At 63.8% G+C, this 23,296-nt stretch carries 18 protein-coding genes, 1 tRNA gene and 2 pseudogenes; 10 read left to right on the top strand and 11 right to left on the bottom strand.

The features are described 5' to 3' along the window. Window positions 1-218: 218 nt before the first annotated feature. Window positions 219-575: pseudogene (locus tag G6N54_RS31455) on the bottom strand (DUF732 domain-containing protein); the annotation flags it as partial. On the opposite strand from G6N54_RS31455, the gene G6N54_RS00605 reads away from it, so the two are divergent. Next, the gene (locus G6N54_RS00605) at window positions 517-765 is read left to right on the top strand and encodes a hypothetical protein (RefSeq protein ID WP_163787986.1); all 249 of its coding nucleotides are present in this window, start codon (window positions 517-519) and stop codon (window positions 763-765) included. The pseudogene G6N54_RS31455 and the gene G6N54_RS00605 sit on opposite strands and share 59 nt — an antisense overlap. A 482-nt stretch (window positions 766-1,247) precedes the next feature. On the opposite strand, the gene G6N54_RS00600 is transcribed toward G6N54_RS00605, so the two are convergent. The 4 genes and pseudogenes from G6N54_RS00600 to G6N54_RS00580 form a co-directional block, all read right to left on the bottom strand. Continuing rightward, window positions 1,248-2,561 carry an MFS transporter gene (locus G6N54_RS00600; RefSeq protein WP_163788091.1) on the bottom strand — a complete coding sequence of 438 codons (1,314 nt, stop codon included), beginning with the start codon at window positions 2,559-2,561 and terminating at the stop codon, window positions 1,248-1,250. 125 nt (window positions 2,562-2,686) lie between these two features. Beyond that, window positions 2,687-3,931: a M20 family metallo-hydrolase gene (locus G6N54_RS00595; RefSeq protein ID WP_163794357.1), complete on the bottom strand. Its 1,245-nt coding sequence runs from the start codon at window positions 3,929-3,931 to the stop codon at window positions 2,687-2,689. Between the two features lie 967 nt (window positions 3,932-4,898). Continuing rightward, window positions 4,899-6,185, bottom strand: a pseudogene (locus G6N54_RS30040) (amidase). After that, window positions 6,182-7,414, bottom strand: coding sequence for an MFS transporter (locus G6N54_RS00580; RefSeq protein ID WP_163788088.1), 1,233 nt, complete (start codon window positions 7,412-7,414; stop codon window positions 6,182-6,184). The pseudogene G6N54_RS30040 and the gene G6N54_RS00580 overlap by 4 nt, the downstream one beginning before the upstream one ends. A gap of 431 nt (window positions 7,415-7,845) precedes the next feature. Between G6N54_RS00580 and G6N54_RS00575 the strand changes: the two genes are divergently transcribed. Together G6N54_RS00575 and G6N54_RS00570 are read left to right on the top strand one after the other, a co-directional pair. Continuing rightward, a complete protein-coding gene (locus tag G6N54_RS00575; protein WP_163788087.1) occupies window positions 7,846-9,069 on the top strand; it encodes a PucR family transcriptional regulator in 1,224 nt (407 codons plus the stop codon). Between the two features lie 160 nt (window positions 9,070-9,229). Continuing rightward, complete coding sequence (locus G6N54_RS00570) at window positions 9,230-9,673, top strand: DUF6319 family protein (protein WP_372513268.1); 444 nt, start codon at window positions 9,230-9,232, stop codon at window positions 9,671-9,673. Between the two features lie 16 nt (window positions 9,674-9,689). Here the strand turns inward: G6N54_RS00570 and G6N54_RS00565 are convergent, their stop codons facing one another. The 3 genes from G6N54_RS00565 to G6N54_RS00555 all read right to left on the bottom strand — a co-directional run bounded on the left by G6N54_RS00565 (window position 9,690) and on the right by G6N54_RS00555 (window position 11,904). Beyond that, complete coding sequence (locus G6N54_RS00565; protein WP_163788086.1) at window positions 9,690-10,439, bottom strand: thioesterase II family protein; 750 nt, start codon at window positions 10,437-10,439, stop codon at window positions 9,690-9,692. A 64-nt stretch (window positions 10,440-10,503) separates the two neighbouring features. Further along, window positions 10,504-11,586, bottom strand: coding sequence for a 3-deoxy-7-phosphoheptulonate synthase (locus G6N54_RS00560; protein WP_163788085.1), 1,083 nt, complete (start codon window positions 11,584-11,586; stop codon window positions 10,504-10,506). Between the two features lie 243 nt (window positions 11,587-11,829). Continuing rightward, window positions 11,830-11,904 (bottom strand) — tRNA-Val (locus tag G6N54_RS00555). A 191-nt stretch (window positions 11,905-12,095) separates the two neighbouring features. On the opposite strand from G6N54_RS00555, the gene G6N54_RS30035 reads away from it, so the two are divergent. Continuing rightward, entirely contained in the window at window positions 12,096-12,689 is a 594-nt protein-coding gene (locus G6N54_RS30035) for a PPE family protein (RefSeq protein ID WP_372513267.1), read from the top strand. Window positions 12,690-13,235: 546 nt separating this feature from the next. Here G6N54_RS30035 and G6N54_RS00545 read toward each other — a convergent pair. The 3 genes from G6N54_RS00545 to G6N54_RS00535 all read right to left on the bottom strand — a co-directional run bounded on the left by G6N54_RS00545 (window position 13,236) and on the right by G6N54_RS00535 (window position 14,796). After that, the gene (locus G6N54_RS00545) at window positions 13,236-13,697 is read right to left on the bottom strand and encodes a peroxiredoxin (protein ID WP_163788084.1); all 462 of its coding nucleotides are present in this window, start codon (window positions 13,695-13,697) and stop codon (window positions 13,236-13,238) included. Further along, window positions 13,697-14,119 (bottom strand): DUF3052 domain-containing protein, encoded by a 423-nt coding sequence (locus G6N54_RS00540; RefSeq protein WP_044506655.1) that lies wholly within the window; start codon window positions 14,117-14,119, stop codon window positions 13,697-13,699. The genes G6N54_RS00545 and G6N54_RS00540 overlap by 1 nt, the downstream gene beginning before the upstream one ends. A gap of 86 nt (window positions 14,120-14,205) precedes the next feature. Next, the gene (locus G6N54_RS00535; RefSeq protein WP_163788083.1) at window positions 14,206-14,796 is read right to left on the bottom strand and encodes a hypothetical protein; all 591 of its coding nucleotides are present in this window, start codon (window positions 14,794-14,796) and stop codon (window positions 14,206-14,208) included. A 173-nt stretch (window positions 14,797-14,969) separates the two neighbouring features. Between G6N54_RS00535 and aceE the strand changes: the two genes are divergently transcribed. The 6 genes from aceE (at window position 14,970) to kasB (ending at window position 23,294) form a co-directional block, all read left to right on the top strand. Further along, window positions 14,970-17,759, top strand: a complete 2,790-nt coding sequence (gene aceE / locus G6N54_RS00530; RefSeq protein WP_163788082.1) for a pyruvate dehydrogenase (acetyl-transferring), homodimeric type — start codon at window positions 14,970-14,972, stop codon at window positions 17,757-17,759. Window positions 17,760-17,899: 140 nt separating this feature from the next. After that, window positions 17,900-19,225, top strand: a complete 1,326-nt coding sequence (locus G6N54_RS00525) for a PucR family transcriptional regulator (RefSeq protein ID WP_163788081.1) — start codon at window positions 17,900-17,902, stop codon at window positions 19,223-19,225. A 140-nt stretch (window positions 19,226-19,365) separates the two neighbouring features. Beyond that, window positions 19,366-20,274: an ACP S-malonyltransferase gene (locus G6N54_RS00520; RefSeq protein ID WP_163788080.1), complete on the top strand. Its 909-nt coding sequence runs from the start codon at window positions 19,366-19,368 to the stop codon at window positions 20,272-20,274. A gap of 91 nt (window positions 20,275-20,365) precedes the next feature. Further along, window positions 20,366-20,713, top strand: a complete 348-nt coding sequence (gene acpM, locus G6N54_RS00515; protein WP_085224180.1) for a meromycolate extension acyl carrier protein AcpM — start codon at window positions 20,366-20,368, stop codon at window positions 20,711-20,713. Then, a complete protein-coding gene (kasA, locus tag G6N54_RS00510) occupies window positions 20,710-21,960 on the top strand; it encodes a 3-oxoacyl-ACP synthase KasA (protein ID WP_163788079.1) in 1,251 nt (416 codons plus the stop codon). The genes acpM and kasA overlap by 4 nt, the downstream gene beginning before the upstream one ends. A gap of 80 nt (window positions 21,961-22,040) precedes the next feature. Then, complete coding sequence (kasB, locus tag G6N54_RS00505; protein ID WP_163788078.1) at window positions 22,041-23,294, top strand: 3-oxoacyl-ACP synthase KasB; 1,254 nt, start codon at window positions 22,041-22,043, stop codon at window positions 23,292-23,294. Window positions 23,295-23,296: the final 2 nt, after the last annotated feature.

The following is a 23,296-nucleotide window of genomic DNA, read 5'->3' as shown; positions in this document are numbered from 1 at the left end:
AGATGTCCCACCGGCGGCGATGGTGGCGGAATCTGCGGCGGGTCGGGGTCGGTGATCCCCGCCGGGGGCGTCGCTTCGATGACCGAGGCGAGCGTTGTGGCGTGTACCTCGAAGTCCGACAGGCGAATTTCCTTCGCCGCCGGGTGGGTCGGCTCGCTCCTGGACGAGGGACGCGTGACGAGGACAGCGAGCTTGCTCTGATCGTATGGGCAGTAGGCCCCCACTGCCGCAAGGACGAATCGCGCCTCGGTCCGCGTGAGGCGGCCAGGGGCGTATTGGCGCTCGCTCGGATCATTGCTCACCGCATAGTCGACCAACGCGTCCACTACGCGGTTCGCTGGCGTGCCGGTATCCAGTGCGTGACAGACTTTATGGGCCGTGTCGATCAGGCTGGGCACACCTTCGAGTGCGGGAATGTCTTCGCTAGCAAGCAGTGTGAGGAAATGGTCCTCGTTTGAGTCGGCGATCGCTGCGCCGCCACGCAAAGTCGCAGCGCCACTTAGGAATACAATGGCGGTGGTCAGAATACTGACCTTGCTGGTGATGCCGGTGAATCTGGTGCTGCGGGTAGACATGAGAGGACTTCCGTTCTTCAAGAGTCCGTCCCCGTACGGACTTCGGATAATCACATACGTCGTAGGTGTGATCGCCTGCCGGCCCAGCGCGCCCCAACAAAGGCTCCTGATGGACAGGTCGCTGGAGAAGGTGGAGCGCACGTCGCGGCTGCGTCCGCAACGCGCGTCGAAACGGGTGATTGTCGGTTGAGCTCGCCACGGTCGTTGACGCACAGCACATTCAGGGGAATTAGGCCGCCCGCCTGATCCGTCTCTGTCACGAGAAGTTGGCCGTTGAGCGCTTTGCCGCAGGGCAAACGAGAATGATAGGTGAGGTAGACCTCGCTCATCCCAACGCCTCCCGGCAGTCGCAGGATGCTATGCCCGGCAATCGCATTGCCGCCGACCGACGGCATATCAAGATGGTACGCCGGCATTCTCCATCTGTTGGCCGTCATCCGAACAGCGAAAGATGTATTCCGGATTGCGAAATTCCAACTGAGTAACGTCGTGATGCGACGCCAAAATGTGCTGGAATCGCTCTCGGGACAGCCTGTTTCGAACTGCTGACCGGAGGACTAATTCCTCGCGTGGGACCGCGTCACCACGCGTCGTCGCGGTGCGCAGCCGCTGCGTCGGGCAGCGTGGGGAAAATCGAGGTTGACACCGCCACCGCCCAGGGGCAGGCCTGCGTCAGGAGGTGGCGGCATTGGCCACATGCCCGAGAGATTGCCTGTCGCCGGCAGCGATCAAGGGAGCGTGCTGGGTTGGGGCATGCGGATCAGCGGCAAGCGACCGAGCCCTGAGCGCACCAAGGGTAGTGATGGCACCCATAGCCGCGAAGAGCGCAGCGTTGGGCCAGGATTGGTTGCCACTAAGAGTCGAGAAGTAGGTGGCGAGCAGCGGCACCGCTCCCGAGAAGGTCGCGGCGGTGTTCGATGCCAGAGCAACTCCCGTATAGCGCAGTGGTGCCGGAAACAGACCGGCCATCAGGGTGCCGCACACTCCGTACGAGATGTTGAGGGCGATGATCGCCACGACGATCGCGATGACAACCACAACAGGCTGGCGAGAATCGATGGCCAAAAACACCGGCCACGCCACTAACATGCTGAGCATTCCGCCGACGGCCGCGACCTTGTAAACGCCATAACGAAGTGCCAGGTATCCCGCAGTGATAAGGACTCCGCTCTCGGCCACCGCGCCGAACAGGGTCGCCGAAAGCAGGAGCGATCGGGAGAGATGGAGTACACGCGTTCCGTAGCTGATGACAAACGTTGTCACCAAATAGAACCCGCCCATTCCAATGAGAGACGCTGCGGCGCCCGCTAACAGCTGCCTATACATCGATCGCAGAACCGTTGACACCGGCGACTTTTCCACAAACCTGGACTCTACGAGCGCTCGAAAATCCGGTGACTCGTCGAGCTTCCACCGTATGTAAAGGGCAATCAGCAGCATTGGGAACGCCGCGAGGAACGGCAGACGCCATCCCCAGGCATTGAATGACTCGCCGGGAAGAGCGGCGACTGCAAGAAACGCACCTGATGACAGCAGAGTGCCGAGCGGAGATCCGATCAACGGAATCGCAGTGTAGAGAGCCCGACGGTGTGACGGCGCATGTTCGCCGGTCATGACGACGGCCCCGCTCCACTCGCCACCGAGCGCCAGGCCTTGAGTGAGTCGCAAGGCAACCAAGGCAACTGGTGCCCATACCCCGATCGATCTGTAATTCGGCAGTACCCCGATCAACCCAGTCACAAGACCGATCAATCCGATGGTGATCAGCACGGTCGTGCGACGTCCGATTCGATCGCCAAGCCGACCGAAGATGAGGCCTCCGATCGGGCGGGCGCCGAAGCCGACAGCAAGAGTTGCGAACGAGGCAAGGACGCCGACGATCGGGTCGTTGCTAACGAAGAATTGCTTATTGAACACCAAAGCCGCGGCGGTTCCGAAGATGAAGAAGTCGTACCATTCCAGAGTCGTGCCTATCAGTGCCGCCACGGTGACTTGGCGTGCGCGGCGGACGTCCCTGGGTGCCGTCGTCGTGGGGCATTGTGTGACCACGCGGGACCTCCTATCGTTGTGCTGTACTGTCCGAGATATGAAGGCGCGTTACGTATTTGAGGTCAGCGGCATAGCGTGCTGACCGGGGGCTGTCCGGCGGCGCTGGAGAGTTCGCCGGTAGTAAGGCGTGCAAGCAGTTCGGCGACTAGCGTCACTCCGTTGCACAGGTCCGGGTCGGCCGTGTACTCCAGTTCGCTGTGTGAGATTCCGCCAACACTGGGAATGAACAACATCACCGTGGGGACCAGATCCTTCATATTGGTTGAGTCGTGCCCGGCTCGGGTGCGGATCTCAACGTGGCTGAGGCCCAGATCTTCAACAGTTCGGCGAGCGAGTTCAACGCCTTCGGGTTGGTAGTAATTCGCCGACCAGCTATGCGAGCGTCGTTTCTCGATTTTGACGTTGGCTTTGACCTCAATAGCTGCGCACTGTTGTCGCAGGATCTCTTCAGCCTCAACCAGGATTGCATCGTCGGAGGAGCGTAGGTCAACGTACATATGGACCTCGCCGGCAACCACGTTGGGAGAATTCGGGAACACGGTCAACTGGCCGCACGAGCTGTGCAACTGTCCCGGAAACATGTCGGCGACCTCGCGGACGGCGGTCACCGTCAGTGCCGCGCCGTATAGCGCGTCCTGACGGTCTTCCATGTCGGTCGTGCCCGTATGCGCCTGTGCGCCAAGCACCGAAATCTCGTACTTATTCGCCGCCCAGGTAGACACAACCAGGCCAATATCTTTTGCTTCTTTTTCGAGAACCTTGCCCTGTTCAATGTGGATCTCTACGTAGGCCGCGACAACTACGCTCCCCAGGCCAACGGCGGTCAACCCCAGCTCGCCGATTTCCGATAACGCTGCGCGCACAGTGGCGCCCGCTTCGTCGGTCGTGTTCAGCGCGTCTTCGAGGTCCAGCTTTCCCGTAAAGACGGCACTGCCCATCATGCCCGGTTTAAAGCGCGAACCCTCTTCGTTGAACCAGTCCACGACGGCGATGTTCGCCGCAGCGCGAGCGCCGGTTCGCCGATAACTCTCTTGGACTCGAATTGCGGCGTGCGCAGCCGCGAGCACTCCGTAGGCGCCGTCAAATTTCCCGCCCCTTGGCTGGCTGTCGAGGTGTGAGCCAGCGAGCACATAGGGAGCTCCGGGAGTCAGTTCGAGGAATCCGAACAGGTTGCCGATGCGGTCGCGCTCGACGCGAAACCCGTGCTCGCTTAGCCAGTTGGCGAACCATTTACGGGTCTGTCCGTACTCGAGCGTCGCGGCTAGTCGTTCCACTCCACCCCCGCTGGTGGCGCCAAAAGTGGACATCACCGCGAAATCGCCGAGGAAGGCATCGTCCTTGCTCAAAGATTTCGACGAGTCTATGGCGTACTCAGCAGCCTCGCTTCGAGCACTCAACGGATACTCACTTCCTGTGCGGCGTCTTTCATCCCACGGTGGCCGGTGCCGGTCATCACACCCTGCGGCGCAAGCATTCCCGGCAATCGTCACTGGCGGTTGTTAAGGAAGTTAGAGCAAGACGCACAATCTTCACGACCACAGAAAGCAACCAGTTATCGACAACGAAGTGTGCACGTGCACACCGCAGAACCATTCAACCCGGCGACCCAGCTTGCCGCCACAGGAAAACCCCCACAAACCTCAACCACCACCGATATCCGATGGAAACTCGTGACAAACCGCGTTAACACCGATTGATCCACTCGTTACAGCCCTCCCGCCCAATTCGCCCCAATCCGACGCTGAAAAGCCGAAACCCACTGGGCCCCAGACATCTCGAGCACCGCGTCGTCACGGACCACCGAAGCCGAAACAGTCAACTGTGTCTCGAGGCCTGACATGACAGGCGTTGTAGTCAGCTCCTACAGGAGGTGTTGTTCCAGCGAGACGAAGCGGACTCCCCCACTTACGATTCGACTAACGATGTGGTTAATGCCGCATGCGTCGGACATGCTTGCGAGTTGGTCAACGCCGCGGCGGTGGTGCCCCGAAAATGCCGACACACGATCGTTTGAACGGCGGATCACGCGAACATATTCACCTGATTAGCTTGTCGCATAACGAAATTGGATCTCTCGCGAACGACCGCGCTGGCGCGAACCAGTGGGGTGCCTTGCCGGCGCGACAGCGGGCTTCGATGAACTTGCAGGTCGACATCCTCGGCGCCGTAGATGTTCGCCATAGGCGCCAGCGCCGGCGAATGCGCTGCCGTCGGCGGCGCGGCAAGAATATCGAACTCAAGGGTGTTGAGGTGTTGTCGGGACCGCTTACCCGCCTAGAAACTGGGGCCCGTGGATGAATTCTGCACAAGTTTCTGCGGTTCGATGTAATCGGACGGCAACGCGGCGAGTATCGCCAGGACAGTTTCGTCGGCTCCCAACCGGCCCCAGATCTGGATACCCACCGGGAGGCCGGATCGGCCAAGCCCCGCGGGTACGACCGTGACAGGAACGCCAGCCAGACTCGAGAGCGTCGACAACGCCGGCGACCCGGTAGTTGTAAGCGATCTCGGTGCGGACGATGTTGCCGCGGGCAGTATCAGGGCATCGTACTGGTCGAAATAGCCATCTACCCGCGCTCGGATATCCGACGTCGTCCTGTCGGCTTCACGTTGCTGGGCGCCAGCTGTATCTCGGCCGCGCTGCAGAATTTCGATGGTCTTTGATCCGAGATTGTCAATCACGTTAGGAGCGAGCAACTTTCCATGTAATCGATGGATTTCGGGCGCTAACACGTCATAGAATGCATCGAACATTCTGGGTGCCAATAACTCTGGAAGTCGTACGCGCTCGACTGCGTGACCGGCTTCCCGAAGTTGCCCTACATACGTGTTAAACACTTCCAGCACCTCGTCGTCCACATCGGCGAGATCTTGCATGTCGACGGCAAGGCGATAGCCGGAAATATCATGGGGCACTCGGAAGTTTCCCGCGACTTCTGCCAGCTTTATCAGGCTCTGCGCATCGCGGGCAAAGAAGCCGAGATGATCGAATGACTTACTGATCCGCGTCATCCCCGTAATGTCCACCCGGCCGTAGCCTGCTTTATATGCAAAAAGTCCGCATTAGCTGGCAGGTCTGACCACCGAGCCATTCGTCTGGCTCCCGACCGCTGCGCTCACCATGCCGGCGGCGACGGCGGCCGCGGAACCGCTCGAAGATCCTCCGGGCGTACAGCTGAGATCATGCGGGTTTCGTGTGAGGGTTGGTTGATACCAAACAAGCTCCGTCGTCCTGGTCATGCCTGTGACGACCGCCCCGGCCTCACGTAAAAGACGAATCAGTGGAGCGTCATTCTCAGGGACTTCGCGAGGGAGCATTTCGAACGCCGCACGATTACCGTTGCCCGGGGTACGGCCACTCAGCTCGAATATATCCTTGACACCGAGCGTCATCCCGCGCAATGGCTCTTTGCCCGGGCTGGCGTCAGCGTCAAAAAGCTCAGCGCGCGCCATCGCATCATCGGCAAAGACCTTTTCGAATGCCTGAATTTCCGGGTCCGACCGGTGAATTTCCGCCAGCGATGAACAAACCGATGTCCGGACGCTTAAAGGCTTCGTCATGGCGCGCTGCTGACAGTGACTGCTTGCGAAAATTCCCGAGCCGGTTCTCGCAGGGTTGCGGTGATCAGGAAACAGGTGACGGCTGCCGCCGCGAGGAACAAAAATCCGGCGGTATACGTGCCCGTGACCCCAACCGTGTAACCGATGACGATCGGTGACACAAATCCCGCAATCTGTCCCGCAAAGTTGATCAACCCCGCGCCCGCGCCCATGAGCGAACTCGGGAGGAGCTGCATTGGCAGTGACCAGAACGGCCCGTACATGGCGGGCAGGAAGAAGCCGACTCCAATCAGGCACGTGATCGCGGTGGCTGGGGTGTTCGCAAAAGCAAGCAAGGTAAGGAAGGCGGCGTTTCCGGCAAGGCAAACCATGATAACTGTGCGACGCTTTGCGATTCGGTCAGCGGCATAGCCAGCGACCAACATTCCAACGATGCCAACAACAAACGGGAGAGATGCCAACAGGCCAGTCTTTTCCAGCGAAAAGGATCGCCCGGAATACAGGTATGAAGGCACCCAAGAAAGGAATCCCCACCAGGCTATGTCCCATGTTCCCCATATCAGGAACAATTTCCCGATCACTGGGTTCATCAGAGCCTTTCGCATGGAGATCGGCTCGGCTGCGATCGGGAGCGCCTCGCTCTGCGCCTTGCCTTTGTCATCAAATCCGTTCGTGGCAGCCGGGAGGTACTTCAAACAGGCAATAGCAGCAAAAATACCAGGTATAGCGACGCACCAGAATGCGGGACGCCAGCCAATAGATGCAATGAACGGAACCAGTACTATCGGCGCCAGAGCCGGTCCAACAAGATTCGATGTAAGCATCAGAGCGTTAGCCCGGGCGCGGTTTGTTTCATCTACCGTCATGGAGAGGACTTTCCAGGAAGCCGGGGAGAATGCCCCTTCGGCCAAACCGAACAGTACCCTCACCGTAATCAGGGTCAGAATGCTCCCGGCCGCTCCGGTAAGCGCACAGAATATGGACCAGCCCAGCACGGCTGCGAATGCGACCCGGCGGGGACCCACCCGGTCAGCCAAAACGCCGCCTGGGATCTGCACTGCCGCGTATCCGATAAAGAATGCGCTGCTGACAAACCCTTTCAGTGTTGACGACAGGCCGAAGTCGTGACCAATGAAGGGAAGAGCAGTCGCGATCAGCGATCTGTCGAAGTATGAAATTAGCCATGTCGCGAAGAGAACGACAATTACTATCCATCGTGATCTTGCCACTGTTATTTTCGCTTTCCTGTGCGGTGTCTTTATCCCACGGTGACCGGTGCCGGGCCATCACACCCAGCAGCGCAAGCATTCCCGGCAATCGCCACTGCCGGTTGTTAAGGAAGTTAGAGCAAGACGCACAATCTTCACGACCACAGAAAGCAACCAATTATCGACAACGAAGTGTGCACATGCACACCGCCGAACCGTTCAACCCGGACCCGCCTCGCCGGCACAGGAAAACCCGCACAAACCTCAACCACCACCGATATCCGATGGAAACCCATGACAAACCGCGTTAACACCGATTGATCCACTCGTTACAGCCCACCCCACCCAAATTCGACCCATCCGACGCTGAAAGGCCGACCCGGTGATCGGGATCGCGGGACAGACACATTTGACATGGGTTGATGTCAGCACGCCGTTACTAAATTCGACTCATGAAGAGTGTCGATCGCATCCGCGTGACAACGGCGGCGCGCTGGCTCGAACTTCTCGGAGAGCTTGATGGGTGGCGCGATGTGCTCGCGGACCGCTTCATGCAGGAGATCAAGGGCGGGGACCTGTACTACGAAGGATTGGTCGAACCGCACGAGCTGCGCGAATCATCCAGGGATGCGCTCGACTTCCTCCTCTCCGAGTTGCGTCGCCATGCCGCTGCCGGTTCGGCCAAACCACCTGTCGCTTCAGACCTGGACTTTCCACACCGAGTCGGTGTCCGGCGGGCCCGACAAGGGGTCGAAGGCCAGAAGCTCACCGCAGCCATCCACCTGGACTTCGGCCTGCTCTGGTCGCACCTGTTGTGGCTTGCAAAACAAGGTGACGCTCTGACTCTGGCGGTCCACGTTCAGCACGTCTGGACGGCTGTCGACTCTTTCGCCGGCCGTATTCACAGCGCGTTCATGGATGAACGAGTACTCATGGCCGAAAAGAAGTCGATGAGCAAGCAATCCTTTGTGGCCCTGCTACTTTCCGACGATCCCGAGCCACCCGAACTTACGGCTCGCGCCAGCACAGCTCTGTCGATCCCCGTGGACAGTCGGCTCTGGGTGGCGGCGGCTCCGATCACCAACGACGAATCATTACGCTCTTTCGCAGAACAATTGCGCAGACAAGAGCGCCATGCCTACAGCCACACGTGGGGTGTCTGCACGGTTGTGTTCTGGTCAGCGCCCCCGACGGACGGCGCTGCCCTGCTAGGTGTCCCGGAGGGATGGCGTTGCAGCGCCGATGCCGCAGCACTCGCCCACGTTGCCTGCGGAATTGCCCCTCTTCACCTGGGCTTGCAGGGCGTGCGTCACGCCGCGAGGGTAGCCTGCGAGATCGCGCTTGTGCTGCCGCCCAACTTCGCGGGCCCCGCGGCAATGTCTGATGTCTGGAGCCTGATGGCCGGCGCAGGCCTGCGCACTCGGATGCCGCAATTCATCGACAGCGTGCTGCAAAGCGTCGACGCTCTCAGCGAACCTGAACGACACCACCTACTGATGACTGTCCGGACCTACTCCCGAACCGGGGATATCTCCCGCACCGCGGCGACACTCTTCTGCCATCGCAATACCGTGATGAAACGGCTGCGGCGGTTTAAGAAACTGACCGGATTAGACATGTCGGTACCTGAGGATGCGGCGCAAGCTCTCATCGCGTTGGCAGACAGATCCCTGTGACGCCGTGGGCTAATCACGGCGCACCAGCGCCGCACGGCTTCGGTCGCCACGGCGCCACGCCGTATGCCTTGGACCATCGCGTGTCGAACGTGTGTTCTAATGGCCGCTCAGTCCGGCCCGCGCACTGCGGGGCACTTTTCAGGAGGGGATGGCCACCACGATGACCGTAGACACCATGGCAGCAGAAACGCCGTACACCGACGCTCCCGACATTTCGATTCCTTCTGTCGACACCGCGTCGCCGAGGAGTACTCCGGCACCCGACGCGGCAATCGCTGACACTTCCGCCGACGACACACCCCGGAAAAGCCCGGCCAAGAAGGCCGCCGGCAAGAAAACCAAGACTCTCGAATTGGTCCTCACAGTCACCGGCACCGCCGACGGTGAATGGCATGCGAGTCTCAAGCAGGGCACCAGCTACCTGGCCCGTAATCTCGCTGTCGCCGCCGCTGCCGTTTCCCGAGCGGCCAAGGAGCTGCACGAGGACCTCGCCATTCCGATCGACGAGGTGATCGAAGAGGCGCGATCCCAGCAGGCCGCAAAGGTTGCCGCCTTGGAAGCCGAACTGGAAGCCGCCCGCAAGGCCCTCGCCGAGCTGAACTGAAATCCGCGTGACGAGTTCAGCCCAACCGCGAGGCCAGGTGGGCCGCGACCTCGGAGACGTGTTCGTCGAGGTAGAAATGTCGGCCGGGAAAAGTGGTCACGTCGAACTCCCCGTCCGTGTGGGCCCGCCAGCCCTCGGCCTGTTCGATCGTGACCGTGGGATCGGCGTCCCCAAGCATCACCGATACCGGGCACCGAAGTCTGTCCCCGGCCTCGAAGACATAAGTCTCCACCGCTTGATAGTCGGCCCGCAGCGGCGGCAGCACCAGCTCAGCGAGCGCCGGCTCGGCGCGTAACACCGCCACCGAGGACGGATCGTTGGCCAGGCGTTCCAAGTCCGATATCAGGTCGGCATCTGGCCCCGCATGCAAGCGGCCCGGGTAGGGGGCGTCCGGCGCGATCCGGCCGGATACGAACAATCGGACCGGATCACGGTCTTTGCGCTGGAGCCGGCGCGCGACCTCGAATGCCACCGTTGCGCCCATGCTGTGCCCGAACAGCGCCAAGTTCGGCACCGCACCCCAACCCAGCAGGTCCGCAGTGACGTAATCGGCGAGCTCGGCGATGCTCGTGACAAGCGGATCACCCAGCCGGTCCTGGCGCCCGGGATACTGCACGGCATACACCGCGATCCCCTGCGCGAATTGTTGCGCCAGCGCCCGGTATGCGCCTGCCGATCCCCCGCCGGGCGGAAAACACACCACCACCGCGCGATTGGTCGGCGCCGCCCGCAACGCCCGGAACCACTTCGTTCCTTCGACCGACATATCCACCCCTCTCCTGGCGGCCCCGCGCCAACCGCTCAACGGCAGGCGGAGCGTAACGCACGCGCTACCGCGAACCGCGGGCCGAGTCTTTCGCCTCCGACAGGCTCGCCAGCAAGGCGGCCGTGGTGGCAAAGTCCATGCACTGATCGGTCACGGATTTGCCGTAAACCAGTTCGCCGCGGTCATTTTGGGCACCGGCTACCAGAAAGCTCTCCAGCATCAGCCCCATGATTCCCTGTTCGCCGGCGGCGATGCGCCTGCTGACCTCGACCGCGAGCTCGGCCTGACGGACGTGGTCCTTGAAGGAGTTGGCGTGCGAACAATCGATCATGACGTGCTCGGGTAACCCGGCTTCGCGTAAGTGCGCGACTGTCGTGAACACTGAGCCGGCGTCGTGATTGGGGCCGCTCGAACCGCCCCGCAGAATCACATGGCAGTGGGGATTGCCGGCGGTTTCGACAACCGCGACGCGGCCGAAGTTGTCGGCCCCGAAGAAGCTATGCGGCGCGGCCGCGGCTTTGACGCCGTCGATCGCGACTTGAATGTTGCCGTCGGTGCCGTTCTTGAATCCGATCGGCATCGACAACCCCGACGCCAACTGGCGGTGTATCTGCGACTCGGTGGTCCGAGCGCCGATCGCGCCCCAGGCAACCGCATCGGCGATGTACTGCGGGCTGGTCGGTTCCAGGAATTCACAGCCCACCGGAAGACCGAGCTCGGCGATATCCAACAGAAAGGACCGGGCAGTGCGTAAGCCACGTTCCACGTCGAAGGTGCCGTCCATGCCCGGGTCGTTGATGAGCCCTTTCCATCCGACTGTGGTGCGCGGTTTCTCGAAGTACACGCGCATCACGATTTTCAGCCGTTCGCGGGTCTCGGCGGCCAATGGTGCGAGGCGCCGCGCGTAGTCGAGCGCGGCGATTGGATCGTGCACCGAGCAGGGCCCGACCACGACCAACAATCGATCATCGCGACCGGTCAAAATGTCGGCGATTTCGTCGCGATCATGCTGGACCGCCTCAGCCAGCGCGGGCCTCAACGGTAGTTCGGCGCGAATCACGTTCGGCGCCGGGAGTTCTCGCATCGAGATGATTCGACGGTCCGCGGTATCGACCGTTGTCACGACACGGTTGGTGGTGATCGACATGGGGAGGGTGTGCCTTCCTGTGCTGCTCTCGCGGCACGACCCTGGTTCCCGATGCCCCGAGATGAAAAAAGCAGCGACCTTGTGGTCACTGCTGGGCTCCGGGTATCGGTCGTGCGCTCGCGTCAGCCAGACGCTCGGTTCACGGCCCCACCCGGAGCCACGATAAAGCGCCAATGCGCGCGCACGACGATATTCACGCCGCCGAACATACCACGCGGTCGATCGGATGCAGCTGGCCGATCCTGGTGGGCGCGGACGGTATCGAACCGCCGACCGCTGGTGTGTAAAACCAGAGCTCTACCACTGAGCTACGCGCCCTTGGAACCAAAGGGACCCGCAGCAGGTTACCTGCCGGGGGCGCTGCCACCCAAACCTTCGGCCGTGATTGCAGTAGTCGTTCGCTGACCCGGGCGAAAAGTGCAGTAGTCCGTTCCGGATCGTACCGTCGTCGGTTCTGTTGACACTGGTCGGCGACCGCGTGGCCATGTCGTAACGAAAGCAAGGTCGGAATGGATTTCGGGTTGCTGCCCCCGGGGGTTGATCTATGCGGGTCCGGATCGGGGCCGCTGCTGGCCGCCACCGCGGCCTGGGCTGCGGTGGCCGCCGAGCTGGAATCCTCTGCGGCCGGCTATGCCTCGTCGGTGTCGGAGCTGACCGGTCTGACCTGGTTCGGCCCGTCGTCGGTGGCGATGTCCGGTGCGGCCGCCCCCTACGTGGCGTGGTTGCAGGCCGCAGCCGCGCAGGCCGGGGTCACGGCCGCCCAGGCGTATGCGGCGGCCGTTGCCTACGAGGTCGCGTTTGCGATGACGGTGCCGCCGCCGGTGATCGCGGCCAACCGCGCGCTGTTGATGGCGTTGATCGCCACGAATTTCTTCGGACAGAACACCGCGGCGATCGCGGCCTGCGAGGCCGAGTACCTGCAGATGTGGGTCCAAGATGCCGCCGCCATGTACGGCTACGCCGCCGACGCCGCGGCGGCCAGCACGCTGCAGTCGTTCGACGAACCACCGCAGAGACCACCAACGAAGCCGGGCAAGACGAGCAGGCCCGCTCCCTGGCCCAAACCACCGCCGACACGACCAGCGCCCGCACCCAATCCCTGACCCAAAGCCTCGTCACGCAGCAGGCCGGCCTCGTCGACCCGCCCCTGCCCAATGGCGCCACCGCCAACATCGCACCCGGCGGCGCCACCCTCGAGCCCGGCTCGACCGTCACCATCACCCCCGGCTACCCCGTCACCAGCACCTATGGCGCCACGTTCACGGCCAACACCAACGTCACATGGATAAACCTGGCCACCGGACAAACGGGCACCGTCCAAGCGGGCGGGGTCTACATCCTGGTGGCCCAGTACGAGTTCACGAGCGGCCAAATCTTCGTCAACGGCCCCTACTTTGGGTCGGGCGGGTTCACCATCCCCAGCGGCGCCGTCACCGCCGCCAGCACCGGCGTCGAAGCCACCATCAACACCAGCACCGGCCTCGTCACCGCCACCCCATACTGTCGCTCCCAGTACATCGAGCGCGTTGGCCGCGGCACCCGCGGCGGCCCCCGCGTCTGGCCTCACGGGGACGGCGGGAATCCAACCCCAATTCAACGTCGACGCACTGATGGACGCGCTGTCTGCCGCCGAATAAGAGTCGAAAGCCTCAGGCCCGCAACGGCGCCAGCGCGTCGGTCCACAGTCGCTGATCACGCGCCTCGCCGGGCTCTTTCATCTCGGCGAACTGGATGAGCCCGGACCGGTCGATGACGAAGGTGCCGCGGTTGGGGTAGCCGGCCTGATCGTTGAACACCCCGTAGGCCTGGCTGACCTCGCCATGCGGCCAGAAGTCCGACAGCACCGGAAAGGTGAACCCGCTTTGGGTGGCCCAAACCTTGTGTGTCGGTGGCGGTCCCACCGAGATCGCCAGAGCGACGCTGTCGTCGTTCTCGAAGTCGGGCAGACGATCGCGCATCAGGTCCAGCTCGCCCTGGCAGATCGCGGTGAATGCCAACGGGAAGAACACCAGCAGAACGTTCTTGGCGCCGCGATAACTGCCCAGGGTGACGCGCTGCTGATTCTGGTCGCGCAGAGTGAAATCGGGGGCTGTCGTCCCGACAGGCAGCATTAACGCTTCCCGGCGCGCGACTTCGGTTGCACCAGCCGGCTGGCGCTCCAGTCCCCCAGGTTGACCGACGACGTCGGCATCAGGCCGGCGGTCGGAGCCGCCTCCGCGATCTCGGCGGGCAGCACGTGGCCGGGCTTGCCGGTCTTGGGCGTCAACACCCAGATCACGCCGTCCTCGGCCAGCGGGCTGATGGCGTCCATCAGGGTGTCCACCAGGTCGCCGTCGCCGTCACGCCACCAGAGCAGCACCACGTCAACGACCTCGTCGGTGTCCTCGTCGAGCAGCTCCGAGCCACAGGCTTCCTCAACCGCAGCGCGGATGTTGTCGTCGGTGTCCTCGTCCCAGCCAAACTCCTGGACAACCTGATCTCGTTGGACGCCCAGCTTGCGAGCGTAGTTCGAGGCGTCATCCGCCGCGACCACCGTGGACCTCCTTTAAGAACACAACCCTGTGCGCCATGCGATTGGGGATTATCGTCGCACAGCCAGAAGCTGGTTGACACTCCGCCTCAGAAGGACGCCAGGCAGAGTTTCAGCGCCTTGGTCTTGGTGTCGTTGAGTTGATCGACCCGACGGTTGAATTCGCCGGTCCCCGCGTGGGTGCCGATCGCGTTCGCCACCCCGTGCGCCGCGTCGATGTACGCGTTGAACGCGTCCCTCAGCTGCGACGACAGCGCATCGTTGAAATTGTTGCTCACCGTCGAGGCGCTGTTGTTGAGCGCGTCGATGGCCGGGCCCTCGAACGGGCCGGTGCCGCGGCCCCCGTTGAACGCCCCGACATAGGCGTTCACCTTGTCGATGGCTTCCTTGCTGGTGGTGGCCAGCGAGTCGCACGAGCTGCGCACCGCCTTGGTGGTCAGCGATTGCTGGCGCTGGGACTCCCGGACACTCGACGTCGCGATCGAGGCCGACACCGACGACGAGACCGACTGCCGGTAGGCCGGCGCTAGCTTCGTGTCGGGCGTGGCGGTGCCGTTGGTGACGGTGGTACACCCCACGATGCCCATCAGCACGGTGGCGATGCAGCCGAGCGCCAGCGCGCCGCGCTTGGGGAACAGCCCCCCGCGCGTGCGAGGGACGACTTTCCATCCGGTGAGCACGGTTTCTGACGTTACCGGGTGGCGAATGGCGGCGCCCTCAACGCACCGACGTTGCGTGTCGACCAGTGATGTTCGCCAGTGATCCGATTGCGGCTACCCGCCCGAGGCGCCGGTACGGCACGATAGGAAGACGAACACGCATGCAGGAAACCGCCGACAGTAGGAGTAGTGCGTTGACGACCGAGTTCGCGCGCCACGATTTGGCCAAAACCCCAAGCAACGGAAGCGAACCCGATCGCGTCCGGGTGATCCGGGACGGAGTCGCGTCGTATCTGCCCGACATCGACCCCGAGGAAACCTCGGAGTGGCTGGAATCCTTCGACGAGCTGTTGGAGCGCTCGGGTCCGGCACGGGCGCGCTACCTGATGCTGCGGTTGCTGGAACGGTCGCGGGAGAAGCGTGTCGCCATTCCGGCGCTGACGTCGACCGACTATGTCAACTCGATCCCGACCGAGCTGGAGCCCTGGTTCCCCGGCGACGAGGACGTTGAACGGCGCTTCCGGGCCTGGATCCGGTGGAACGCGGCGATCATGGTGCACCGGGCTCAGCGGCCCGGAGTCGGTGTAGGCGGCCATATTTCGACGTATGCGTCATCGGCTTCGCTCTACGAGGTCGGCTTCAACCACTTCTTCCGCGGCAAGCAGCACCCCGGCGGCGGCGATCATATCTTCATCCAGGGCCACGCGTCCCCGGGGATCTACGCGCGCGCGTTCCTGGAGGGCCGGCTGACCACCGACCGGCTCGACGGCTTCCGCCAGGAGCACAGCCACCCCGGCGGCGGTCTGCCGTCCTACCCTCACCCGCGGCTGATGCCCGACTTCTGGGAGTTCCCGACGGTGTCGATGGGCCTGGGCCCGATGAACGCCATCTACCAGGCCCGCTTCAACCACTACCTGCACGACCGTGGCATCAAGGACACCTCGGATCAGCACGCGTGGGCATTCCTCGGCGACGGCGAAATGGACGAGCCGGAGAGCCGCGGCCTGATCCAGGTGGCCGCCAACGAGGCGCTGGACAACCTGACCTTCGTCATCAACTGCAACCTGCAGCGCCTCGACGGCCCGGTCCGCGGCAACGGCAAGATCATCCAGGAGCTGGAGTCGTTCTTCCGTGGCGCCGGCTGGAACGTCATCAAGGTGGTCTGGGGCCGCGAGTGGGACGCCCTGCTGCACGCCGACCGCGACGGCGCACTGGTGAACCTGATGAACACCACGCCCGATGGCGACTACCAGACCTACAAGGCCAACGACGGCGCCTACGTCCGCGACCACTTCTTCGGCCGCGACCCGCGCACCAAGGCGCTCGTCGATTCGATGACCGACTCGGAGATCTGGAACCTCAAGCGCGGTGGCCACGACTACCGCAAGGTCTATGCCGCCTACCGGGCCGCCGCCGACCACAAGGGACAGCCGACGGTGATCCTGGCCAAGACGATCAAGGGTTACTCGCTGGGCGCGCACTTCCAGGGTCGCAACGCCACGCACCAGATGAAAAAGCTTGCGATAGAAGATCTTAAGTACTTCCGCGACGCCATCCGGATTCCGATCAGCGACGCTCAGCTGGAGGAAGATCCCTACCTGCCGCCCTACTACCACCCCGGGCCCGACGCCCCCGAGATCCGCTACATGCTCGACCGGCGCCGCCAGCTGGGCGGTTTCCTGCCCGAGCGCCCGACGAAAACCAAGGCGCTCAAGCTCCCCAGCCGCGACATCTACGCCCCACTGAAGAAGGGCTCGGGGCACCAAGAGGTCGCCACCACGATGGCGCTGGTGCGCACGTTCAAAGAAGTGATGCGGGACAAGGAGATTGGCCCGCGCATTGTGCCGATCATTCCCGACGAGGCCCGCACATTCGGCATGGACTCGTGGTTCCCCTCGCTGAAGATCTACAACCGCCTCGGCCAGCTCTACACGGCCGTCGACGCCGAATTGATGTTGGCGTACAAGGAAAGTGAAGTCGGCCAGATCCTGCACGAGGGCATCAACGAGGCCGGTTCGACGGCGTCGTTCACCGCGGCCGGCACCTCGTACGCCACGCACAACGAGCCGATGATCCCGCTTTACATCTTCTATTCGATGTTCGGGTTCCAGCGCACCGGTGACGGCCTGTGGGCCGCGGCCGACCAGATGGCTCGCGGTTTCGTGTTGGGGGCCACCGCGGGGCGCACCACCCTGACCGGTGAGGGCCTGCAGCACGCCGACGGCCACTCGCTGCTGCTGGCCGCCACCAACCCGGCGGTGGTCTCCTACGACCCGGCGTTCGCCTACGAGATCGCCTACATCGTCGAGAGCGGACTGGCGCGGATGTTCGGCCAGAACCCGGAAAACATCTACTTCTACATCACGATCTACAACGAGCCCTATGTCCAGCCGCCGGAGCCGCACAACCTGGATCCCGAGGGCGTGCTGCGCGGGATCTACCGCTATCAGGCGGCGCCCGAGCGACGCACCAACACCGCGCAGATCCTGGCCTCGGGGGTCGCGATGCCGTCGGCGGTGAAGGCCGCCGAGATGCTGGCCGCCGAGTGGGATGTCGCCGCCGACGTGTGGTCGGTGACCAGTTGGGGTGAGCTGAACCGCGACGGGCTGGCGATTCAGCGGGCTCAGCTGCGGCATCCCGACAAGGAGGCCGGCGTCCCCTACATCACCAAGGCGCTGGAAGGCACGACCGGGCCGGTGATCGCCGTATCGGACTGGATGCGCGGGGTGCCCGAGCAGATCCGGCCGTGGGTGCCCGGCACCTACGTCACGCTGGGCACCGACGGGTTCGGGTTCTCCGACACCCGCCCGGCCGCGCGGCGGTTCTTCAACACCGACGCGGAGTCGCAGGTGGTGGCCGTACTGGAGGCGCTGGCCCGCGACGGCGAGATCGACCCGTCGGTGCCGGTCGCGGCGGCGCGTCAGTACAAGATCGACGACGTGCAGGCCGCTCCCAAGCAGACGTCCGACCCCGGCGTGGCCTGAACACCCCGGCCGCCTCGCCGAGCGCGCGCCCAGCCGGGCATTCGGCGCCGACGGCGCGGCCAGCCGCGCGTTCGGCGCTCGACCACGCCTCGGCAGCGCCTTTGGCGGAAAGTTCCAGAAATCGAGCGTAGGCTTTAGGGGTGAATGACAATCCCTTCGCCGGTCCGTTCGCCAAGCATCCGAGGTCGCCACTCGAGACCTTGGACACGGTCCCCGAATCCGTGCTGCGGCGCCTGAAGCAGTATTCCGGCCGGCTGGCGACCGAGGCCGTCACCGCCATGGGCGAGCGATTGCCGTTCTTCGCCGACCTGGAAGCATCCCAGCGGGCCAGCGTGGCGCTGGTGGTGCAGACGGCCGTCGTGAACTTCGTCGAGTGGATGCAGGACCCGCACAGCAACGTCAGCTACACCGCGCAGGCCTTCGAATTGGTGCCCCAGGAGCTGACCCGCCGGATCGCGCTGCGCCACAGCGTGGACATGGTGCGGGTGACCATGGAGTTCTTCGAGGAGGTCGTGCCGCTGCTGGCCCGGTCCGAGGAGCAGCTGACCGCGCTGACCGTGGGCATCTTGAAATACAGCCGCGACCTGGCGTTCAGCTTCGCCTCGGCCTACGCCGACGCGGCCGAGGCGCGCGGCAGCTGGGACAGCCGGATGGAGGCCAGCGTCGTCGACGCGGTGGTGCGTGGCGATACCGGCCCCGAGCTGCTGTCCCGCGCGGCGGCGCTGAACTGGGACACCACCGCACCGGCGACCGTGGTCGTCGGAACCCCGGCGCCCAGCCGCGACAACACCAACGGCGAGGTGGCCAGCGAGCGGGCCAGCCAGATCGTCCGCGACACCGCCGCTTCCCACGGGCGCGCGGCCCTCACCGACGTCCACGGCACCTGGCTGGTGGCCATCGTGTCGGGGCAGTTGTCGCCGACCGACAAGTTTTTGGGCGATCTGTTGAGCGCGTTCGCCGAGGGCCCCGTCGTCATCGGCCCCACCGCCCCGATGCTCACCGCGGCCTATCACAGCGCCAGCGAGGCCATATCGGGGATGAACGCCGCCGCCGGCTGGGCCGGTGCGCCGCGGCCTGTATACGCCCGTGAGCTGCTGCCGGAACGTGCCCTGATGGGAGACGCCTCGGCCATCGTGGCGCTGCACACCGACGTGATGGGACCCCTAGCCGACGCAGGGCCGACTCTTATTGAAACTCTTGATGCTTACTTAGATTGCGGCGGCGCGATCGAGGCCTGCGCACGCAAGTTGTTCGTTCATCCAAACACCGTGCGATATCGGCTGAAACGCATCACCGACTTCACCGGGCGTGATCCCACCCAGCCTCGCGACGCGTACGTGTTGCGAGTGGCCGCGACGGTCGGCCAACTCAACTACCCCACCAACCCCTCCAGTATTGGTAACAGCCCAGTAACGGCGGTTCCGCTGCCGGTCAGAGGGGGTTCCGCGGCGCCATCCGTGAGATAGTGACCCAGGCAACAGATCGCGGCGCGGTATCAAATACGTAGCTTGTCGAGCGGTTTTGTGGAGTATCTACAAAAACCTAAGACGAGGTTCATAATCTGTTACACCCGCCAAAACCGTTTCCACAGTGTTCTCTTAGACACGTGATTGCATTACTCGCGCCCGGACAGGGTTCGCAGACTGAGGGAATCCTCTCGCCGTGGCTGGAATTGCCGGGGGCGACAGAGCAGATGACTCTGTGGTCGAAGGCCAGTGGCCTGGACCTGGCCCGCCTGGGCACCACCGCATCGAACGAAGAGATCACCGACACGTCGGTTACCCAGCCACTGGTTGTCGCTGCCACCCTGCTGGCGCACCAGGAGCTGACCAAGCGCGGCGTGCTCGCCAACGAGGACTTCATCGTGGCCGGTCACTCGGTCGGAGAGATCGCCGCGTACGCGATCGCCGGCGTGATGGCCCCCGATGACGCCGTCGCCCTGGCGGCTACCCGTGGTGCCGAGATGGCCAAGGCGTGTGCCGCCGAGCCGACCGGCATGTCCGCGGTGCTGGGCGGGGACGAGACCGAAGTCCTGGCCCGCCTCGAGCAGCTCGACCTGTTCCCCGCGAACCGCAACGCCGCCGGGCAGATCGTCGCCGCCGGCCCGCTGACCGCACTGGAGAAGCTCGCCGAAGACCCGCCGGCGAAGGCCCGGGTGCGCACCCTCGGCGTGGCCGGAGCGTTCCACACCAAGTACATGGCGTCGGCGATGGACGGCTACGCCGCCGCGGCGGCCGCCATCGCGACGGCCGAGCCCACCGCCACGCTGCTGTCCAACCGCGACGGAAAGCCGGTCACCACGGCCGCAGACGCGATGGAAGCCCTGGTCGCTCAGCTGATCCAACCGGTGCGCTGGGACCTGTGCACCGCGACGCTGGCGTCCCACGATGTCAAAGCGATCGTCGAGTTCCCCCCGGCGGGCACCCTCGCCGGCATCGCCAAACGAGAGCTTCGGGGGGTGACGGTACGTGCCGTCAAGACACCCGCAGATCTGGACGCGCTGGCCGACATCTAACGCCAGCTCGGCCAGTTGCAAGGCCAGTACAACCGCATAAGCGCACATCAAACCGATTTGCACTCAACACATTACGAAGGGAATCAAGGCTGTGTCTGTTAGCCAGGAAGAAATCATCGCCGGTATCGCGGAGATCATCGAAGAGGTCACCGGTATCGAGCCTTCCGAGGTCACCCCGGAGAAGTCCTTCGTCGACGACCTGGACATCGACTCGCTGTCGATGGTTGAGATCGCCGTTCAGACCGAAGACAAGTACGGCGTGAAGATCCCGGACGAGGACCTCGCCGGCCTGCGCACCGTCGGTGACGTCGTCTCCTACATCCAGAAGCTTGAGGAAGAGAACCCCGAGGCTGCCGAGGCGCTGCGCTCCAAGCTGGTTGCCGAGAACCCCGAGGCCGCCGCCAACGTCCAGGCGAGGCTCGAAGCAGACAGCAAGTGACCAAGCCTTCCACTGCTAACGGCGGTTACCCCAGTGTTGTGGTAACCGCTGTCGCGGCGACGACGTCGATCGCGCCGGACATCGAGAGCACGTGGAAGGGTTTGCTGGCCGGCGAGAGCGGCATCCGCGTCCTCGAAGACGAATTCGTCGACAAATGGGATCTGCCGGTCAAGATCGGCGGGCACCTCAAGGAGCCGATCGATAACCACATGGGGCGGCTGGACCTGCGGCGCATGTCGTATGTCCAGCGCCTGGCCAAATATCTCAGCGGCCAGTTGTGGGAGTCGGCGGGCAACCCGGAGCTCGATCCGGACCGGTTCAGCGTCGTCGTTGGCACCGGTCTGGGCGGCGCCGAGCGGATCGTCGAGAGCTATGACCTGATGAACGAGGGCGGCCCGCGCAAGGTGTCGCCGCTCGCCGTTCAGATGATCATGCCCAACGGCGCCGCTGCCGTGGTCGGTCTGGAACTCGGAGCGCGGGCCGGGGTCATCACCCCGGTGTCGGCGTGTTCGTCGGGCTCCGAGGCCATCGCGCACGCCTGGCGCCAGATCGTCATGGGTGACGCGGAGGTCGCCGTCTGTGGCGGTGTCGAGGGTCCGATCGAGGCGCTGCCCATCGCGGCGTTCTCGATGATGCGGGCCATGTCGACTCGCAACGACGAGCCCGAGCGCGCGTCGCGGCCGTTCGACAAGGACCGCGACGGCTTCGTGTTCGGCGAGGCCGGGGCCCTGATGCTCATCGAGACCGAAGAGCACGCCAAGGCCCGCGGCGCCAAGCCGTTGGCCCGGCTGATGGGTGCCGGTATCACCTCGGACGCTTTCCACATGGTGGCTCCCGCTGCGGACGGCGTGCGCGCCGGCCGCGCGATGACCCGCTCGCTGGAACTGGCGGGCGTATCCGCCAAGGACATCGACCACGTAAACGCACACGGAACGGCGACGCCGATCGGCGACACCGCAGAGGCCAATGCCATCCGGGTAGCCGGATGCGAACGGGCCGCCGTGTATGCGCCGAAGTCGGCGCTGGGGCACTCTATCGGCGCAGTCGGGGCGCTCGAGTCGGTGCTCACGGTGCTGTCACTGCGGGATGGCGTCATTCCGCCAACCCTCAACTATGAAACGCCCGATCCCGAGATCGCGCTGGACGTCGTCGCGGGCGAACCTCGCACCGGCGAATTCCAATACGCGATCAACAACTCATTCGGGTTCGGTGGCCACAACGTGGCCCTCGCCTTCGGGCGTTACTGAGCACGACGTCCGGCGACGATGCGGGCCGCAACGGCCCGAGGAGGAACCGGACAAGTATGGAAGGAACGTTCGCTACTCCCATGACAGAACTGGTTACGGGGAAAGCCTTCCCCAATGTGGTCGTCACCGGTATTGCCGCGACGACCGCCTTGGCGCCCGACGTGGAAGACACCTGGAAGCTGTTGCTGGACAGCCAGAGTGGAATCCGCACGCTCACTGACCCGTTCGTCGAGCAGTACAACCTGCCGGTTCGAATCGGCGGGCATCTCGTGGAGGAGTTCGACAGTCAGCTCACGCGTATCGAGCTGCGTCGCACCGGTTACCTGCAGCGAATGTCCACCATTTTGGGCCGCCGGGTGTGGGAAAACGCCGGTTCGCCCGAGGTCGACACCAACCGGTTGGCGGTGTCGATTGGTACCGGTCTCGGCTCGTCGGAGGAGCTGGTCTTCAGCTACGACGACATGCGCGAGCGCGGCATGAAAGCGGTCTCCCCGTTGGGCGTGCAGAAGTACATGCCCAACGGTGCGGCCGCGGCGGTCGGCCTGGAACGGCAAGCCAAAGCCGGTGTCATGACGCCGATTTCGGCATGCGCGTCCGGTTGTGAGGGCATCGCCCGAGCCTGGCAGCAGATCGTGCTGGGCGAGGCCGACATCGCGATCTGTGGCGGCGTGGAGACGCAGATCGAGGCGGTGCCGATCGCGGCGTTCGCCGCGATGCGCGTCGTGATGTCGACCACCAACGACAACCCCACCGGTGCCTGTCGCCCGTTTGACAAGGACCGCAACGGTTTCGTGTTCGGTGAGGCCGGCGCGCTCATGGTCATCGAGACCGAGGAGCACGCCAAGGCCCGTGGCGCCAACATCCTGGCCCGGATCATGGGGGCCAGCGTGACGTCGGACGGGTTCCACATGGTTGCACCGGATCCCAACGGCGAACGCGCCGGGCACGCGATCACGCGGGCCATCCAGCTCGCCGGCATCACCCCTGCCGAAATCGACCACGTCAACGCCCACGCCACCGGCACTCAGGTCGGCGACCTGGCCGAGGGCAAGGCGATCAACCGGGCCTTGGGCAGCAACCACCCCGCGGTCTATGCGCCCAAGGCGGCGCTTGGCCACTCGGTCGGCGCGGTCGGCGCATTGGAATCGATCTTGACGGTCCTCGCGTTGCGGGAGCAGGTCATCCCGCCGACACTGAATTTGGTAAACCTCGATCCAGAAATCGATTTGGACGTGGTGGCGGGTAAGCCGCGGCCGGGCAATTACCGGTTCGCGATCAACAACTCGTTCGGATTCGGCGGTCACAACGTGGCGATCACCTTTGGACGGTATTAGAA

It is taken from the genome of Mycobacterium stomatepiae, assembly GCF_010731715.1.
In the GTDB taxonomy this organism is placed as follows: domain Bacteria; phylum Actinomycetota; class Actinomycetes; order Mycobacteriales; family Mycobacteriaceae; genus Mycobacterium; species Mycobacterium stomatepiae.
The sequence above is the reverse complement of the archived record's forward strand: the minus strand, read 5'-3'. Positions and strand labels throughout refer to the sequence as shown.